The sequence below is a fragment of the Caulobacter segnis genome (genome assembly GCF_003243465.1).
In the GTDB taxonomy this organism is placed as follows: Bacteria; Pseudomonadota; Alphaproteobacteria; order Caulobacterales; family Caulobacteraceae; genus Caulobacter; species Caulobacter segnis_A.
This window is the reverse complement of sequence record NZ_QFQZ01000007.1, coordinates 73,670-88,101: the sequence shown is the minus strand read 5'-3', so window position 1 is coordinate 88,101 and position 14,432 is coordinate 73,670. Positions and strand designations below refer to the sequence as shown.

General features: G+C 68.7%; 17 protein-coding genes. 8 read left to right on the top strand and 9 right to left on the bottom strand.

Annotated features, from left to right (window positions below; genetic code table 11):
- Nucleotides 1-289: 289 nt before the first annotated feature.
- Genes DI526_RS04225 through DI526_RS04215 form a run of 3 tightly spaced genes read right to left on the bottom strand, consistent with a single transcriptional unit; the run spans nt 290 to nt 3,263 of the window.
- Nucleotides 290-1,294 (bottom strand): HlyD family secretion protein, encoded by a 1,005-nt coding sequence (locus DI526_RS04225; protein WP_304274417.1) that lies wholly within the window; start codon nt 1,292-1,294, stop codon nt 290-292.
- Nucleotides 1,295-1,314: 20 nt separating this feature from the next.
- Nucleotides 1,315-2,064 (bottom strand): ABC transporter ATP-binding protein, encoded by a 750-nt coding sequence (locus DI526_RS04220; RefSeq protein WP_304274414.1) that lies wholly within the window; start codon nt 2,062-2,064, stop codon nt 1,315-1,317.
- Nucleotides 2,061-3,263: an ABC transporter permease gene (locus tag DI526_RS04215; RefSeq protein ID WP_304274412.1), complete on the bottom strand. Its 1,203-nt coding sequence runs from the start codon at nt 3,261-3,263 to the stop codon at nt 2,061-2,063. Before DI526_RS04215 ends, DI526_RS04220 begins: the two co-directional genes overlap by 4 nt.
- Before the next feature lie 269 nt (nt 3,264-3,532).
- On the opposite strand from DI526_RS04215, the gene DI526_RS04210 reads away from it, so the two are divergent.
- Both DI526_RS04210 and DI526_RS04205 read left to right on the top strand, forming a co-directional pair.
- Nucleotides 3,533-4,813 (top strand): NupC/NupG family nucleoside CNT transporter, encoded by a 1,281-nt coding sequence (locus DI526_RS04210; RefSeq protein ID WP_304274421.1) that lies wholly within the window; start codon nt 3,533-3,535, stop codon nt 4,811-4,813.
- A gap of 65 nt (nt 4,814-4,878) precedes the next feature.
- Nucleotides 4,879-5,496, top strand: coding sequence for a glutathione S-transferase family protein (locus DI526_RS04205; protein ID WP_304274409.1), 618 nt, complete (start codon nt 4,879-4,881; stop codon nt 5,494-5,496).
- On the opposite strand, the gene DI526_RS04200 is transcribed toward DI526_RS04205, so the two are convergent.
- Nucleotides 5,497-5,949 (bottom strand): PaaI family thioesterase, encoded by a 453-nt coding sequence (locus tag DI526_RS04200; protein ID WP_304274406.1) that lies wholly within the window; start codon nt 5,947-5,949, stop codon nt 5,497-5,499.
- Between the two features lie 102 nt (nt 5,950-6,051).
- Between DI526_RS04200 and DI526_RS04195 the strand changes: the two genes are divergently transcribed.
- The 5 genes from DI526_RS04195 (at nt 6,052) to DI526_RS04175 (ending at nt 9,590) form a co-directional block, all read left to right on the top strand.
- Complete coding sequence (locus DI526_RS04195) at nt 6,052-6,342, top strand: DUF3253 domain-containing protein (protein ID WP_304274404.1); 291 nt, start codon at nt 6,052-6,054, stop codon at nt 6,340-6,342.
- A 144-nt stretch (nt 6,343-6,486) separates the two neighbouring features.
- Entirely contained in the window at nt 6,487-7,071 is a 585-nt protein-coding gene (locus tag DI526_RS04190; protein ID WP_304274401.1) for a uracil-DNA glycosylase family protein, read from the top strand.
- The gene (locus DI526_RS04185; protein ID WP_304274399.1) at nt 7,068-8,117 is read left to right on the top strand and encodes an alpha/beta hydrolase; all 1,050 of its coding nucleotides are present in this window, start codon (nt 7,068-7,070) and stop codon (nt 8,115-8,117) included. The genes DI526_RS04190 and DI526_RS04185 overlap by 4 nt, the downstream gene beginning before the upstream one ends.
- Before the next feature lie 71 nt (nt 8,118-8,188).
- A complete protein-coding gene (locus DI526_RS04180) occupies nt 8,189-9,250 on the top strand; it encodes a Glu/Leu/Phe/Val dehydrogenase (protein WP_304274396.1) in 1,062 nt (353 codons plus the stop codon).
- A gap of 49 nt (nt 9,251-9,299) precedes the next feature.
- Complete coding sequence (locus DI526_RS04175; RefSeq protein ID WP_304274393.1) at nt 9,300-9,590, top strand: UvrB/UvrC motif-containing protein; 291 nt, start codon at nt 9,300-9,302, stop codon at nt 9,588-9,590.
- Here the strand turns inward: DI526_RS04175 and DI526_RS04170 are convergent.
- From DI526_RS04170 to DI526_RS04150, 5 genes are all read right to left on the bottom strand, one after another.
- Nucleotides 9,587-11,041 carry an MFS transporter gene (locus tag DI526_RS04170; protein WP_304274390.1) on the bottom strand — a complete coding sequence of 485 codons (1,455 nt, stop codon included), beginning with the start codon at nt 11,039-11,041 and terminating at the stop codon, nt 9,587-9,589. The genes DI526_RS04175 and DI526_RS04170 overlap by 4 nt on opposite strands.
- A 64-nt stretch (nt 11,042-11,105) precedes the next feature.
- Nucleotides 11,106-11,252, bottom strand: a complete 147-nt coding sequence (locus DI526_RS04165; RefSeq protein ID WP_304274387.1) for a hypothetical protein — start codon at nt 11,250-11,252, stop codon at nt 11,106-11,108.
- Nucleotides 11,253-11,283: 31 nt separating this feature from the next.
- The gene (locus DI526_RS04160; RefSeq protein WP_304274385.1) at nt 11,284-12,159 is read right to left on the bottom strand and encodes a transglutaminase family protein; all 876 of its coding nucleotides are present in this window, start codon (nt 12,157-12,159) and stop codon (nt 11,284-11,286) included.
- Between the two features lie 44 nt (nt 12,160-12,203).
- Nucleotides 12,204-12,872, bottom strand: coding sequence for a TetR/AcrR family transcriptional regulator (locus tag DI526_RS04155; protein WP_304274382.1), 669 nt, complete (start codon nt 12,870-12,872; stop codon nt 12,204-12,206).
- A gap of 116 nt (nt 12,873-12,988) precedes the next feature.
- On the bottom strand, nt 12,989-13,948 hold the full coding sequence (locus DI526_RS04150; protein ID WP_304274379.1) for a glycosyltransferase family 2 protein: 960 nt from the start codon (nt 13,946-13,948) through the stop codon (nt 12,989-12,991).
- 135 nt (nt 13,949-14,083) lie between these two features.
- Between DI526_RS04150 and DI526_RS04145 the strand changes: the two genes are divergently transcribed.
- Nucleotides 14,084-14,425, top strand: coding sequence for a helix-turn-helix domain-containing protein (locus DI526_RS04145; protein ID WP_304274419.1), 342 nt, complete (start codon nt 14,084-14,086; stop codon nt 14,423-14,425).
- Nucleotides 14,426-14,432: the final 7 nt, after the last annotated feature.

The following is a 14,432-nucleotide window of genomic DNA, read 5'->3' as shown; positions in this document are numbered from 1 at the left end:
ACGATCGCCGGCCGGACGTCCCTTCCAAGCCATCGGGTGAGATCAGTATGGGCGGGGTTTGAACGCGGATGATCCAGCGGCGTGTAAAAGTGAGAAGTCTTTGAAATCGCTGGATTCGATTCCGTCTACGCGGATCATGGAGCGCCGCGAACGCTCGTAAAATCCTCCCCCTAGCGGGGGAGGTGTCGGCGTAGCCGACGGATGAGGGGTTGATCATCGGCGCCCCTCGCGCGACCCCTCACCCGGCCCTTCGGGCCACCCTCTCCCGCAAGGGGAGAGGGCGTTTCACCTACGCCTTCTTCGTCACCCCACCCGCGACCGGCGCGGTCGGCTTGTCGCGTTTCACGCCGGCCTTCTGGCCGGGCTTCATGAACTTGACCAGCACGCGCTGGCCGACCAGCAGGGGCGAGCCGTCGGCGCTGACCACGACCTCGACCACGCGCTCGTCGCTGCGCTGGCTGGGGTCGTCCGAGGCCAGCTTGCGGGCCCCGAAGACCGAGGCGCGGCGCAGGACCTTGCCGACATAGGTCTTGTCCGGGTCGCTCTCCGGCTGGATCTCGACCTCCTGGCCGATCGCCACGTTGGGGATGTCGGCCTCGACGATCTCGGCGCGGACGATGCGCTGGGTGTTGGGCTCGAGGTCGAACATGGCCGTGACGTTCAGGGTCGAGGCGCCGGCGCCCGGATTAGCCTGGCGGCGGGCGATGCGACCGTTGGCCGGGGCGCGGATCACCGTCAGTTCCTGGTTGTACTGGGCCTGGGCCAGCTGGGCCGAGGCGACGCTGATCGCGGCCTGCTGGGCGCCGATATTGGCCTGGGCCTGGGCGATCTGATCGCGGGCGGCGTCGAGGCGCTGGGCGGCGACGAAGTTCGAGGCGGCCAGGTTCTGCAGGCGGTTGAACTCGCGCTGGGCGGTGCGCAGCTGCACCTGGTAGAGCTGCAGCTGGGCCTTGGCCGAGGCGAGGGCGGCCGAGGCGGTCTGGGCCGCCAGACGCGCGTCGTCGTCTTCCTGTTTGGCCAGGGGCTGGCCGGCCTTGACGATGTCGCCCTCCTGGACGAACACCTCGCGAACGATCCCCTGGCGGCGCGCGGCCACCTGGATCACGCCGCCTTCGACGTCGGCCTTGCCCTGGGCGATGGCCGCGTAGGGGGAGGGCTCCTCCTGGGCGGCGGCCGCTTCGAGCTTCTTCTTCTTATCGGCCGCCTGGCCCTTCATGTAGAAGAAGCCGCCGCCGAGCAGCACGACGACAACAAGAACGATCCAGAAGGCGGGTCGGCGCAGGAAGCCGGGCATGTCGAGGTTCCCCCAGAAAATCAGTGGCTGAGCGGCGCGGGATTGGCGTCGGGCGTGCGTCGCACGTCGTCCAGGATCCGGCCGTCTTCGATGTGGATGACGCGGTCGGCATAGGCCTCGAGCCGCGGGTCGTGGGTCACGCAGATCACCGCCGCGCCGCGCTCGGTGGCCGCCGCGCGGAGCAGGCGAATCACGGTCTCGCCGCTCTTGCCGTCGAGGGCCGAGGTCGGTTCGTCCGCGAAGATCAGGTTCGGGTTCTTGGCCAGGGCGCGGGCGATGGCCACCCGCTGCTTCTCGCCGCCCGACAGCTCGGCCGGGCGCTGGTTGACGCGGGGGCCGAGGCCCACCGACTCCAGCGCCGCCTGGGCGCGCTTGGCCGCCTCGCCGGGGCTGACGTTCTGGTACTTCAGCACCGTCATCACCTGCTGCTTGGCGGTCAGCGCCGGGAACAGGTTGAAGCCCTGGAAGATGAAGCCGCAGTGGTCGAGGCGGAACTTGTCGATCCTGCCCTTGGGCAGCGACCAAAGGTCCTTGGCTTCAAGCGCCGACACCTTGCCCTCGTCGGGCATCAGCAGGCCCGAGAGCGCCGCGACCAGGGTCGACTTGCCCGAGCCCGACGGCCCCATGACCATGGTCACGTCGCCGTGCTTGGCGTCGAAGTCGACGCCCTTGAGCACCTCGATGAAGGTCCGGCCGGTCTTGAACCGCTTCACCAGGCCGCGGGCGACCAGAGCGCTCTCGCCGCGCTTGTGGCTGAGATCGTTGCTCATCGCAGCAGGTCCGCGGGTTGGCTGTTCTTCAGGATGCCCAGCGACAGGAAGCCGGACAGCATGGCGATGACGATCAGGAAGATCGCGACGACGATGACCAGGGTCGGCGGGAAGTACATCGGCACGCCGCCGGCGCTGGCCAGCAGGGTCACGAGCCAGGTCAGGACGCCGGCCGCCAGCACGCCGACGATGCCGACCCAGAAGCTGAGTTCCATCACGATGTTGCGCAGGTCGCCCATCGACACGCCCAGGGCGCGCAGGGACGCGAACTCCTTGATGTTGGCCATGATCGCGCCGCGCAGGGTCTGCCAGGTGATGGCCACGCCGATCAGCAACCCCAGGAACGCCGAGAAGCCCAGCATGATGCCGATGATCTGGTCGTCCAGCATGGCGCTGGAATTGGCGTCGGCCAGCTCCTGGCGGGTCCAGGCCCGGAACTTGCCGTCGGCCTTCTTGTTGAGCTGGGCCGCGACGATCTCGGCCCGCGACGGGTCGCTGATCTTGACCATCAGCGGGCCGACGCGCTGTCCGGTGTCGGCCTCGCCCAGCATCCGCAGGGTGTCGCGCGACATGACCAGGGTGGCCTGGATGATGTTCGGATAGCCGTGGGTGACGACCGCGATATAGACGGTCTTGCCGTTGTAGAGGGCCTTGTCGCCCTTCTTGACGCCCAGGCGCTTGAGGGCCGTCTCGTCGACGGCGACGGCGTAGGGACGGCGCAGCGCCTCGATCATCGCGGGGGTGTAGTCGGTCGGAACCGTCACGTAGCCCGGGATCGCGTCGATCACCGTGACGTTGACGAACTCGCTCTTGCGGCCGCCGCCGGTGGGCGGGCCCTTGCCCTTGCCGGCCTTCTTGGCGCGCGCTTCTTCCTTGGCCTGCTGCTCGGGCGACAGGATGTTCTGGAAACGGCCGCCGGAGTTGTCGAGCGGCGCCACCTGAAGCACTTCGGGGTGGCTGTAGACCAGGGGAATCACGCGGCGCGGCAGGCCCGACGGGCCGCTGATCAGCGCCTTGGCGCCCGGGCCCAGCACCATGACATCGGCGCGGGCGCGGTCGATCTGGGCGGTGAAGCCCTTGCCGATGCCCACGAACATGCCGACCTGGGCCAGCACCAGCAGGCCTGAAAACGCGAGCGCGACCACGGCCGCCATGTAACGACGCCACTCATAAAGCAGAGTGGACAAGGCCAACGACATTCGGATCCTCGCTCCCCCAAAACCCTAGGTCGCAGCAATGCCCGGCGATCAGTGAAGGTCCAAGTTAAATCGGGGTAACGCGAATTTCCGACCTGAAATAAAGGCGCGGCGCGACTTTCGTCCCCGCCGAGACCCGCGCGGGCAGGCAGTTTGGGTCGTCGTTAACTATTTCCTAAGCAAGCCGCTTGCGCGCGACGGCTGACTTGGTGTCATTTCGTCCCTTGGCGGGCGTCGCGGGGGCGTCGCCCTTTTGTAAGGTCTTCGTCTTGATGTTCCGTCCCGAGAACGTTCAGGCCCTGGTGGGTCTGGCGCTCACCCTCGGCCTTTGCTGGCTGGTCTCCGAAAATCGCAAGCGATTCCCCTGGGTGCTGGCCATCGCCGCCCTGATCGTCCAGGTGCTGCTGGTGCTTGTGCTGTTCGGCCTGCCCCAGGCCCAGAAGCTGATGCAAGGCGTCAACGGCGCGGTCGAGGGCCTGGCGTCCTCGACTCAGGCCGGCACGGCCTTCGTGTTCGGCTTCCTGGCCGGCGGCGACCAGCCCTATCCGGTCAGCAACCCGGGCGCGGGCTTCCTGTTCGCGTTCCGCGTCCTGCCGGTCATCCTGGTGGTCTGCGCGCTGTCGGCGCTGCTGTGGCACTGGAAGATCCTGAAGTGGCTGGCCCAGGGCTTCGGCCTTTTGTTCCAGAAGACGCTGGGCCTGCGCGGCCCGCCGGCCCTGGCCACCGCCGCCACCATCTTCATGGGCCAGATCGAGGGGCCGATCTTCATCCGCGCCTATCTGGACAAGCTGAGCCGCTCGGAGCTCTTCATGCTGATCGCGGTCGGCATGGCCTGCGTCTCGGGCTCGACCATGGTCGCCTACGCCACCATCCTGGCCGACGTGCTGCCCAACGCCGCCGCCCACGTGCTGACCGCTTCGATCATCTCGGCCCCGGCCGGCGTGCTGCTGGCGCGGATCATCGTGCCGTCCGACCCGATGGAGAAGGGCGCCGACCTCGACCTCGCCACCGAGGACAAGACCTATGGCAGCTCGATCGACGCGGTCATGAAGGGCACCACCGACGGCCTGCAGATCGCCCTGAACGTCGGCGCGACCCTGATCGTCTTCGTGGCGCTCGCCACCATGGTCGACAAGATCCTGGGCGCCATGCCCCCGGTCGGCGGCCAGCCGCTCAGCATCGCCCGCGGCCTGGGCGTGATCTTCTCGCCGCTGGCCTGGGCCATGGGCGTGCCGTGGAAGGAAGCCGGGACCGCCGGCGGCCTCCTGGGCGTCAAGCTGATCCTGACCGAGTTCACCGCCTTCATCCAGCTGGCCAAGGTCGGCGGGACCGCGCTGGACGAGCGCACCCGCATGATCATGACGTATGCGCTCTGCGGCTTCGCCAACATCGGCTCGGTCGGCATGAACGTGGCCGGTTTCTCGGTGCTGGTCCCCCATCGCCGCCAGGAGGTCCTGAGCCTGGTCTGGAAGGCGATGATGGCCGGCTTCCTGGCCACCTGCCTGACCGGCTCGCTGGTGGGGCTGATGCCAAGGTCGCTGTTCGGGCTCTAGGCCGCGCTTCCGTTCCGCAGCGGAATGAGATCATCCTCCCGGTCAAAAGCCGGGAGGATTTTCGTATGAAGCTCTATGACAGCCGTCGGGCGCCAAATCCTCGGCGGGTGCGCTGGTTCATGGCCGAGAAGGGGATCGAGGACATCGAGATCGTCGATGTCGACATCTTCGGCGGCCAGCATCGCCAGCCCGACTATCTCGCGAAGGCCGGCTTGCCCAACGTGCCGGCGCTGGAGATCGACGAGACCACCTGCATCACCGAGTCGGTGGCGATCTGCCGCTACCTCGAAAGCGTCTATCCCGAGCCGAACCTGTTCGGCCGCGATCCACTGGAGATCGCGGTGATCGAGATGTGGACGCGGCGGGCCGAGATGCTGCTGTCGACGCCGCTGATGATGGCCGTGCGTCACAGCCATCCCGCGCTGGCGGCGATCGAGACCCAGGTGCCCGAGATCGCCGAGACCAACCGCAAGGCCGCCGAGCGGGCGCTGAAGGTCTTCGACCGTCGCCTGGCCGAGAGCGAATTCATCGCCGCCGACCGCCTGACCATCGCCGACATTCTGGCCGTCACCGGCATCGACTTCGCCCGCATGGTCCGCTTCCGGCCGCCCGAGGAGCTGACGCACGTGAACCGCTGGCTGAAGGCTATGATGGCGCGGCCAGCGGCGAAGGCGGGGGTGTAGCTACCGCGCCCGGATCTTCTTGATCACGCCCGAGAAGTTCAGCATCGGGCCCGTCCCGGTCGAGACCAGGCCGCGCACGAACAGCAGGGAGCCGCCGGCGCGCACCACCTCGCCGGTGGCGGTGACGAGGTCGCCGGGGCGGGCGGGGTCGACGAACTCGCCGTTCAGGCTGACGGTCACCGCGCGGCTGTCGGCCAGCTCCTTCCAGGCGATCGCGAACAGCGAGAAGTCGGCGAAGGTCATCATGCAACCGCCGTGCATGAAGCCGCCGCCGTTCATGTGCTTGGGTTCTGCGCGGAAGGCGGTGGTGACGCGGCCGTCCTCGCCCTCGCGGAAGTAGAACGGCCCGGACTGGTCCTCGAACGGGTCGAGCCCCGACCAGGTCCGCCAGCCCGCCCAGTCGCCCGTCTCGATCAGGCGCGGTCCGCCGATGACTTCGTTGCCGCCGTCCATGGTGATCCCCTCGATATTATCGGTGTTCAGTTAGAGGGGGCGGCGAGGACGCGCAAGCGCCCGGTCTCGCCTCTGGCGCCAATCCGTGGCATGGGAGCGCCCATGACCTCCCCGATCCAAGACACGATCCTGTCCCAGCTTGCCGCGCTGCCCGAAGGCAAGTCGATCGACCCGATGAACGTCGCCAAGGCCATCCAGCCGGAGCGCTGGCAGCAGATCCTGGGCCACGTGCGCACCAACGCCATCGAGCTGGCCCGCGAAGGCAAGGTCGTTATCCTGCGCCACAACAAGCCGACCAATCCCGAGAAGTTCCGGGGCGTCTACCGCATCCGCCTGCGCCAGGAAGGCGACCCGACCTCGTTCGAGGAAGAGGCCGGCGGCGACGAGGACTGATCCATCCTGTCATCCCGGCCGCGGCGAAGCGGAGAGCAGGGGCCTCGGAAGACGCAGTATTTTCGGCGGTCCCTGGTCTTCGTCCGGGATGACAGATCAAGCGGCGAGACTTGGTATCCGAAGCCGCGCGCCTAAATCCCGTCCATGTCGCTCGACGCGCTCCTTTCCGACATCGCCGCCTGCCGGGCCTGCGCGCCCTACCTGCCGCATACGCCTCGGCCGGTGACGCGGGTCAGCGAGGAGACCCGCATCCTGATCGCCGGCCAGGCGCCTGGAAGGCTGGTGCATGAGACCGGCCTTCCGTTCAACGACCCTTCCGGCGTGCGCCTGCGGCAGTGGATGGGGATCGACCGCGAGACCTTCTATGGCCGCCCAGAGATCGGCGTCGCGGCCATGGCCTTCTGTTTCCCCGGCACCAATCCCAAGGGCGGCGACTATCCTCCGCCGCCGCGCTGCGCGGCGACCTGGCGGGCGCGCCTCTTGCAGCAGCTGCCGAACGTCGAGCTGACCCTGCTGGTCGGGTCCTACGCCCAGGACTGGGCGCTGCCGGGGCGGACCGGCAAGACCATGACCGAGACCATCGCCCGCTGGCGCGAGTTCGGGCCGAACGTCCTGCCCCTGCCGCATCCGTCCTGGCGCAACACCGCCTGGCTGAAGCGCAATCCCTGGTTCGAGGCCGAGGTCACGCCCTATCTTCGCCAGAGGATCGCGGAAATTCTCGGGACATGAACCGCCGCGCCCTGATCCTCTGCGCCTCCGCCCTGGGCCTGACCGCCTGCGCGCCGCTGGCGCAGAAGCCGGAGATCGCCGCCCTGGGGTTTCGCGGACCGCGCCTGCTGGACGACGTCTTCGTCAGCTTCGACGGCGCGCGGCTGGGTCTTATGCGCTGGCTGCCGGCGGGCGAACCAGATTGGGTGATCGTCGGCCTGCACGGCATGAACGACTACGCCAACGCCTATCACTTGGCCGCAGCGTGGTGGGCGCAGCGGGGGATCGCCACCTACGCGCTCGATGTCCGAGGCTTTGGCCGCTCGCCCGAGCGCGGCGTCTGGGCGCCGGCGGACCTCGTGCTTGAGGACGTCCGCGCCCTGGTCGCGGCGGTGCGCGAGTGGCATCCGAGCGCCAAGATCGCCCTGGCCGGGATCAGCATGGGCGGCGCTTTCGCCATCTGCGCCATGGCCTCGAACGATCCGCCGCCGGTCGACAAGCTGATGCTGTTCGCGCCGGCGGTGTGGGGATGGTCGAACCAGCCTCTGCTGAACCGCGCGAGCCTGTGGGCCACGGCCCATTTGATGGGCGAGTGGGTGGTCAAGCCGCCGGACTGGCTGACCCGCGAGATCATGGCCAGCGACAACATCGACGAGCTGCGCCGGATGGGGCGTGATCCTCTGATGATCTGGGGCGCGCGGTCGGACGCGATCTACGGCCTGGTCGGGCTGATGGAGCGGGGCTGGCGCTCGACCGACCAGATCCGCGTCCCGACCGCGTGGTTCTACGGCGCGCGTGACCAGATCATTCCGCGCGAACCGACGGTCGAGGCGGTTCGGCGGCTGCCGGACGGCGCGCGAACGGCCTACTACGCCAACGGCTACCACCTGCTGCTGGTCGATCGTCAGGCCGACAAGGTCTGGGGCGACGCCGAGGCCTTCCTGCGCTACGCGGGTCCGTCGTGGCCCCCCTCCGGCGCGCCGGCCATCCCGCCGTCTGTCGCGGCCATGACCGCCCTGGACCCGCCCAAGGCCGCCAAGCCGAAGATGTCGCGTCCCCGGTCTTGAGGGTTGTTCACAGGGGCGAGGGGGCGTAAACCCCGCGCCACATTCATTCTGGCTGACGCGAGACCGACGGCATGACCTTGTTCGATTCCCCCGATTTCGAGGGACACGAAGGCGTCCACGCTTTCTTCGACGAAAAAACCGGTCTGAAGTCGATCATCGCGATCCACTCCACCGCCCGCGGCCCCGCCGCCGGCGGCTGCCGCATGTGGGACTATTCCAGCGCCGACGCGGCGATCACCGACGCCCTGCGCCTGTCGCGCGGCATGTCCTACAAGAACGCCATGGCCGAGCTCGACCTCGGCGGCGGGAAGGCCGTGATCATCGGCGACAGCCGCAGCCAGAAGACGCCGGAGCTGTTCGAGGCCTTCGGCCGCGCCGTCGACAGCTTGAACGGCAAGTACTGGACGGCCGAGGACGTCGGCGTCTCGCCGGCCGACCTGGAAAGCACCCGCAAGACCACCCGTTTCGTCGCGGGTCTGGAGGGCCACGCGGCCGCCTCGGGCGACCCGTCGCCGGTCACCGCCGAGGGCGTGTTCCGGGGCGTGCGCCTGTGCGTCGAGCGCGCGCTGGGCCGCGACCTCAAGGGCGTCCATGTCGCCATCCAGGGCGTCGGCCACGTCGGCGGCTACCTGGCCGAGAAGCTGCACGCCGCCGGCGCGCGCCTGACCATCGCCGACGTCAACCAGCCGGCCCTCGAGGCCGTCGCCGCCAAGACGGGCGCCCAGATCGTACCGACCGACGCCATCTTCGACGTCGAGGCCGACGTGTTCGCCCCTTGTGCGCTCGGCGGGGCGATCTCCGCCGCGACCCTGCCGCGCCTGAAGGCCAGGATCATCGCCGGCGCCGCTAACAACCAGCTGGCCGACGCGACGATCGGCCAGGCCGTGTTCGAGCGAGGCCTGCTCTACGCCCCCGACTACGTGATCAACGGGGGCGGCATCATCAACGTGGCCGCCGAGATCCGTGGCCTGGAAGCCGGCGCCGCGTTCGACGGCGCCTGGGTCGCCGCCAAGCTGGATCGCCTGGCCCAGACCCTGGCCGAGGTGATCGACCAGTCGATCGCCGAGAAGCGTCCGGCCAATGTCGTGGCCGACGAGATCGCTCGCGCGCGCATCGCGGCCGCCCGCGCCTAAACCGCACTTCGCGCGTTCTCCGGGGGCAGGCCTGTCGCCGGAGAACGCCATGTCCCACCTCGACGATCTGAAGACGGAGCTGGAAGAGGCCGTCGCCGCTCAGGATTTCGAGACGGCGGCCAAGCTGCGCGACGAGATCCTGTCCATCCAGCACAGCGCCCTTGTGCGGGAGGTCGAGGAGCCGCCCCAGGCGTCCTATTTCAAGCGACAGGTTCCGGGGCGGATGGGGCTGGGCACCGACCAGCCCACGCCGCGTAGGCCCGAGGGCTGGGTCCCGCCGCAGAAGCCCGATCCGATGACCGCCGGCTACGCGCGCGGCGGACGGCGGCGGAAGTCTTAGGCCGACTTCGCCCGACCGCTGATCGCCGCGCCCGCGTCCTTGTCCAGCGCCAGGTAGACGGGCAGGGCCAGCAGGGTCACGAGGCCAATCGCCACGAACGGCAGGACGAAGCGATCCGGCGTCAGCGCCCCGCCGGCGCCGCGCGCGACGTGCAGCATGACGCCGCCGAAGCTGACGCCCAGCGCCAGGCCGACCTGCTGCATGACCGCCGCCAGGGTCGAGGCGGCCGCCGTCTTGCTGTCGGGCACGTCGGCATAGGCGATCGTGTTGGCGGCGATGAACTGGTTCGAGCGGCAGAAGCCGCCCAGCAGCAGGGCCGTCATCATCACGACCATCGGGGTCTCCGGCGTGAAGAAGCCGGGCGCGGCCGTGAACAGCCCTGTCAGGGTGACGAACACCGCCAGGGAGGTCCGGAAGCCAAACCGGCGCAGACCGGCCGCGGCGAACGGCCGGGCGATAAGGACACCGACCCCGGTCGTGAGAGTGACGAAGCTGGCCTTCAGCGGGCTCCAGCCCAGGGCGACCTGCAGCAGCAGCGGCATCAGGAACGGGCTGGCGCCGATCCCGAGGCGGACCAGCATCCCGCCCAGCAGGCTGGCGCGATAGGTCGGGTAGCGGACCAGGGAAAGGTCCAGGATCGGGCGGCCGGTGCGACGGCAGATCTTCAGATAGGCCAGGCCGCAGGCGAGCGAGACGACCAGCGTCACGACCTGCACCCAGGCCGGCAGGAGGGCCACGCCCGAGGTCTCGGCCACCACGACCAGGCCGCTGATCGCGGCGGCCGACAGGACGAAGCCGGGCGTGTCGAACTTGCCGATGTCGCGGTGAGGCGGGCTTGGCGGCACGAAGCGCAGCACCGCGATTGCGCCGATCAGGCCCACCGGCAGGTTGATGTAGAAGATCCAGGGCCACTCGGCGACGCTGAGGACGAGGCCGGCGATCGGCGGCCCGATCAGGGGGCCCACCAAGGCGGGCATGGTGAACCAGCCCATGGCCGAGAGCAGCCGCGCCTTGGGCGTGGCGCCGACCACGATCAGCCGCGCCACGGGTGTCATCATCGCGCCGCCCAGGCCCTGGACGATGCGCGCGGCCACCAGGCCCTCGAGGTTGCGCGACAGGCCGCACAGCGCCGAGCCCAGCAGGAAGACCGCCATGGCCGACAGGAAGACCCGCCGGGCGCCGAACCGCTCGGCCGCCCAGCCGCTGGCGGGCGTGAAGACGGCCAAGGCGAGAATGTAGGAGGTCAGGGCCAGCTTCAGGTGGATCGGATCCACCGCAAAGGCGCGGGCCAGCGTCGGCAGGGCGGTGGACAGCGCCGTGGAGTCGATGAACTCCATCAAAAGCGCGCTGGCGACCGCGATCGAGACCAGTCGGGTCGATAGCGGTGACGCCTGTGAATCCGCGGACGCCTTGGAGGCTAGGGCTTGAGGCTCTGGAGGAAGGTCGGGCACGAGGGCGTGTTACGCCCGTGTCGGACGCGGGTCCAGGGACCCAGAAGTGTCATCGCCAAAAGGATCAGTGGCCTGGGCGGGGCTGGAAGGTCCGGCGTTCCTTCAGCTTGATGCAGGCCTCGTCGGGCTTCTGGCCGTGCTGCGGCTTGGGCGCCGTCTTGGGAAGGCACAGGTTTGCGTCTTGGTTCTGGTTCTGGAAGCCGCTGGTCATGGGCTGTTCCTCCCGGATGGTGTTAACCTTATCACGCCGCGCGGCCGATTTCATCGATTAAGCGAACATCCACGGACACTTGCAGGCGGGACTTGCCAGGATCGCCGATGATCGCGCCCGAGACGGGCAGGGCCTGGGCCGGGGTGCGCGTCGCCGCCACCCGGATCAGGTCGGGGGATTCCGCCAGGCCGTTGGTCGGATCGAACTCCAGCCAGCCCAGGTCCGGCAGGAAGACCTCGCACCAGGCGTGGGTCGCGCCGGCGCCGCGGATCTGGGTGTTGGGCGAGTGGATGTAGCCGGTGGCGAACAGGGCGGCGTAGCCCAGGCGGCGCAGGCCCTCGACCATCAGCCAGGCAAGGTCGCGGCAGGCGCCGCTGCGCTTCTCCAGGGTCTCGACCGGGCTCTGGACGCCTTCTTCCTCGCGGCTCTGGTATGCGAACTGCTGGTGGATCAGGTCGTTGACCCGCAGCAGGAACGCGAGCGCCGGCTCGTCCTTCGGGCTGGCCAGGCCTCGCAGCCAGCGCAGCAGCACTGCGTCCGGATCGTCGGTGACCGGGGCGATGAACGGCTCCAGCGTCGCCCGGTCCTCGCGCGAATAGACGATCGGGGTCAGGGTGTCGGGGTTCTCGATCCGCTGCGGGACGAGCGGGGCGGGGTAGCGGTCGATGATCAGTTCGCTGGCCACCCGCATCGCGTCCGCCCGCCCGTTCGGCTGGAACGTGCAGATGCAGTTGCCGTTGGCGTCATAGCTCCAGCGGGTGTCGCCCGGCGGGAACAGGCGCAGCGAGGCCTCGACGATCCGCAGGGCGTGGCTGTCGCGCGGACGGATCATCAGCCGCTGGGGACCAAAGCCCACCGGCCGTTCGTAGTAGTATCGCGTCTCGTGCAGGATGCGCAGCCGTCCCATGTCGAACCCAAAAGCGCGACCGGGACTTGGGTTCCGCCAGACTGTTAGGCGCGGAAGCCGGCCTCGGCGAAGTTGAGCATACGCTCCAGCAACGCCATCACGTCGGCCTCGCGGGTCTGTCCCTCGGACAGCACGTTCAGCCGGTCGAACTCGGCGAAGCGGTTGTTGTGCAGCATGCCCAGGGTGAAGTGCAGCCGCCAGTAGACTTCTTCGGGCGACAGGTCGGGGCGGGCGCGCAGCAGGGCGTCGGAGAAGCGGCGCAGGTGCGAGACGTCGGTCTTCAGCACCTGGCGGATCTCGTCGGTGCCCTCGCTGCGGGCGCGGATCAGGAACTGCAACGAGATGCGGCGCTCGTGGTCGGGCGCCAGCCAGCGCAGGGGCGGGGTCAGCAGGGCGGCCAGGATCTCGCGCAGCGGCGGCGCGCCGGCGTTGCGGTCGTTGGCCTCGTGCAGCATCTTGGCCCGCTCGCGGTTGAGCTCGGCCGTCCGCCGCTTGAAGATCTCGAACAGCAACGCGTCCTTGGACCCGAAGTGATAGTTCACCGAGGCGAGGTTGACGCCAGCGGCGGCGGTGATGTCGCGCACCGAGACGTTCTGGAAGCCGTGCAAAGCGAACAGGCGCTCGGCGGCGACGAACACCAGGTTCTTGGTGGCGGCTTCGGTCTCCGCGCCCTCGGCTTCGACGGAGGCGGCGGCGTCGGTCGTCGGACTCACTACGTATTTCCCCTTTACCCTCGGGGAACTCTTACGACCGTTCGAAATCGGCGCAAGCGTCAAGATCGATCCGTACAAGGCAAATCGCGTCCGAAATCACCAAATTGCGCGCTGTTTCAGCTGATGGCGGGCCGCAGGCGCGGCGCGTGACGACCCATGCGGCCATGGCGCAGCTGGCGGAGCAGGGGGCGGGCGACGGCCGTGAACAGGATCAGCGGGGCCAGGGCCAGGGCCAGGGCCTTGCGCCGCTTCTTGTCGGCGCGCTTGAGGAAGTAGCGCACCAGGCCGCGCCCCTTGTGCCATTCGACCACCAGCGGGTTCTCGCGGCTGGTCGAGCCGACGTGGACGATATGGGCGTGCGGCTGGAACAGGACGCTGCCGCCCTGGCGGCGCGCGCGCCAGCACAGGTCCACATCCTCGACATGAAGGAAATAGCCCTCGTCGAAGCCGCCCAGGGCCTGGAAGTCGGCCGCCGACATGTGGAAGCAGGCGCCCGAGATCGTAGGGGTGTCCACCGGGTAGGACGGAGGGGCCTCGCCCTCCCGGTGGATCTCGAAGCGGCGCAGGGGGGGCATGAGGGCGCTGAGCTTCGAGAGGCTGAGCAGGGTGGTGACCGGCGTGATCTCGCCGCGCCGCGCGCCCCGCTGTTCACTTCCGTCGATATTGAACACCCGGGCGCCGATGACGCAGGGCGAGGGGCGGTCTCGGCCGGCGTCCAGCAGCGCCGCGATCGCCCCGGGCGTCAGGAAGGCGTCGGGATTGAGGAAAACCAGGGCCTCGCCCTTGGCGCTGGTCGCGCCCAGGTTGGCGGCGCGGGCGAAGCCGATGTTGCCCAGGCCCTGCAACAGCCGCACGCGCCGCTCGCGCCGGGCCAGCTCGCGCAGCCAGGCCGCGTCGGCCAGGGACGAGCCGTTGTCCACGATCACGAACTCGTCGACGGCGGGCTCCGCCAGCACGCGCCGGACGCTCTCCATCAGGGCGGGGCCGGTCATGTAGACAACCATGATCACCGACACGCGCGGACGCGCCTTCGATGAGGCGGCGGGGGCGTGTGCGGGGTCGATGGAAACGTACATGCGCTCACTGCGTTCAAAATAGTTGCGTTAAAACTGTATGACTCGCCGATCCGGTCCGCAAGGGCCTTGTTGCGTTCTTACGCAATGTGTAACAACTAAGCCGTGCTCGCTTCGGAGCGTCGGAACGGCTTTGCGATGTCAAGAACGGCGATGAACCCCGCCAAGGCGGCGCTGACCAAGTCCCTCCGCCGCGAAGCGGGGCGGTGGCTGAAGTCCGCGCGGGAAACTGCGGGTCTCACCCAGGCCGAACTGGCCGAGAAGACCGGATTGCGCTACTACACGTTTGTATCCCAGGTTGAGAACGGTTTGGGACGCGTGCCAATCGAGGCCCAGGCGGTATGGGCCGAAAGCCTTGGACTGGATCCAAGCCAATTCGCCCGGACCTTGCTGCGTTATTATGAGCCCGAACTTCACCGACTGCTGTTCGAGGGCGACGCGGAAACGCCGGCTCTCACCGAGCGAGCGGCGCAGGGCTGACGAGCGC